Source organism: Mesorhizobium sp. M7A.F.Ca.ET.027.03.2.1, assembly GCF_003999175.1.
In the GTDB taxonomy this organism is placed as follows: Bacteria; Pseudomonadota; Alphaproteobacteria; order Rhizobiales; family Rhizobiaceae; genus Mesorhizobium.
Window position 1 is genome coordinate 1 of the sequence record NZ_RZOM01000960.1, and the last position, 2395, is coordinate 2395.

Annotated in this window: 3 protein-coding genes; 1 reads left to right on the plus strand and 2 read right to left on the minus strand. The window is 62.1% G+C overall.

What is annotated here, in order from left to right; translation table 11 throughout:
- Window positions 1-1000, minus strand: a 1000-nt coding sequence (locus EN750_RS29610; RefSeq protein ID WP_127398866.1) for an AsmA family protein, incomplete at its 3' end; no start/stop codon positions are given.
- 131 nt (window positions 1001-1131) lie between these two features.
- On the opposite strand from EN750_RS29610, the gene EN750_RS29615 reads away from it, so the two are divergent.
- Window positions 1132-2103, plus strand: coding sequence for a Dyp-type peroxidase (locus tag EN750_RS29615; RefSeq protein WP_127398867.1), 972 nt, complete (start codon window positions 1132-1134; stop codon window positions 2101-2103).
- Between the two features lie 20 nt (window positions 2104-2123).
- On the opposite strand, the gene EN750_RS29620 is transcribed toward EN750_RS29615, so the two are convergent.
- Window positions 2124-2395, minus strand: a 272-nt coding sequence (locus EN750_RS29620; protein ID WP_281062339.1) for an FAD-linked oxidase C-terminal domain-containing protein, incomplete at its 5' end; no start/stop codon positions are given.

The window sequence follows — 2395 nt, forward strand, 5'->3', positions numbered from 1 at the left end:
CGGCGCCCACCGCCTCGTCGAACTGCACCTGCGCGCCATTGGCCTCGATGGCGAAACTCGGTTTCAGCCCGAGATCGACAGAAGCCTTGCCATCGGCGATGTAGGGGTTGTCGAGCGGCCCGGTCTCGAAGCGGAACTCGTCGACACCGAGCTTCTCGTGGTCGAGCGAAAACTTGCCGTTCAGCCGAAAGCCCGGATCGGGCTTACCGGCCGAGACCTTCACCGTCTCGCCGTCGGTGCCGCGGAGTTCGGCGCTGTTCTTGTCGGCGCCGGAGATCTTGAACTGGCCGGAATAGACGGCGGCACCGTTGACGATGCCAGCATTGCCGTCGGCTTCGATGACCAGCGGATAGGCGTCGGGATCGGCCTTCAGCCGAAGCCGCATCTGCCCGTTGCCTTCGGCCTTGCCGGTGGAGGCAGTGACCGTGGTGCGAAGACCGTCGAGCCGCAGCGTGCCGTCCATGCGCCATGGCCCGGCCAGAGACTTGGCCGAGATGGTCGAATTGATCTCGGAAAACAGGTGGCTGCGCCCGCCGGCGGCATGGCGCAGTTCGATCTGCCCTTCCGTCACCGTCAGCTTCTCGATCGAGATCTGATTGAGGTCGAAGGGAGAGGACGGCCGCATCGCCCAGTCGACAGTGCCGTCATTGGCGATATCGATGGTCGCTTTCGGCCGCACCAGCCGCATATCGAAGATCAGCACTTCGCCGCGCAGGAAGGGCGCCAGTTCCGCATCCATCGAAAACGTCTCGACGGTCATGGCCGGCTGGCCATTGGGGCCGCCGGCGACGGCGACGTTGGAGAAGGTCACCGAGGGGAACGGCAACAGCCTTGCCGTGGCGTCGCCCTGCACGGTCACCTTGCGGCCGAGAATGGCGCTCGCCTCGCGCTCGAATTGGGCGCGATAGCCTGTCCAGTCGACAAAATACGGCACCACCAGCGCCGCACACAGCACCAGCACAAAAAGGCCACCAAAGATCACGAACAGGCGTGCGAGCATCAGCTCCGAACGGGTTGATTGAAATTCTGCCGCACTCTACCCGCATCCGCGTGTCGATAAAGAGGCAATTCATCCAGTGTTGCGCGATCCCGGATGATCTGAAACAAATCCCGGCGAAGCGGAGAATTCGGATGTCTGGAAAGAACTGGGATCGCGTGCCGATCGATGCGCAAAGTGTCGACGCCCCGCTGTCGCTTTCGGCGGTCTTTCTTGTCGTCACCGTCGCCAGCGGCCAGACCGCGCTCGCCAAGGTTGCCTCCGTGCTTGGCGGGATCGACGATCTCGTCAAAACCGTTGGATTTCGCGATCTTTCCGGGCGGCTTTCGTGCATTTCCGGCATCGGCCGCGATCTCTGGGATCGTCTTTCTCCAGATCGGCGGCCGCTGGAACTGAAACCGTTTGCGCCGATCAAGGGTGCCGTTCATTCGGCGCCTTCGACCGCCGGCGATCTTCTCTTCCACATCCGCTCCGAGCGGCCCGATATGTGCTTCGAGTTCGAGCGCATTCTGCTCGACAATCTCGGTGATGCCGTGAGCGTCGTCGACGAGGTTTCCGGTTTTCGCTATTTCGATGCCCGTGACCTGCTCGGCTTCGTCGACGGCACCGCCAACCCGACAGGCCTCGATTTGCCCGCCTCGGCACTCGTCGGTGATGAGGACGCCGACTTCGCCGGCGGCAGCTATGTCGTCGTCCAGAAGTACCTGCACGATCTCCAGGCATGGGGGCGGACGCCAACGCCTCTCCAGGAAGAAATCATCGGCCGCACCAAGATCGACAACATCGAAATCGATGATGACGACGCACCTCGCAAATCACACAAGTCGCTGGCCACCATCGAGGATGCCGATGGCAATGAGTACGACATATTGCGCGACAACATGCCGTTCGGCAGGCCGGGGCAAAAGGAGTTCGGCACCTACTTTATCGGCTACAGCAGGTATCTCTGGGTGATCGAGAGGATGCTGCAGCGAATGTACATCGGTGAGCCGCCGGGCGCTTACGACCGGCTGCTCGATTTCTCGACGCCGCACACCGGCACGACGTTCTTCGCGCCAACCCGCCCCATGCTGCAAACCCTTGTTGAGGATGCGCAGGACAAGTAGGCCGCAGCGGAGACGGGCCGTCAGTCCATTCCAGGCAAAATCTTGCCTGGGTTCATGATATCGAGCGGATCCAGCGCCTGCTTGATCGTGCGCATGATGTCGACGCCGTGGCCGAGCTCGTGGCGCAGGAAGCCGATCTTGCCCTGGCCGATGCCGTGCTCGCCGGTGCAGGTGCCGTCCATGGCGATCGCTCGCATGTTGAGCCGCGCGACGAACTTTTCCGACAGCGCGATCTCCTTGGGATCGTTCACATCCATCAGCACCAAAACGTGGAAATTGCCATCGCCGGCAT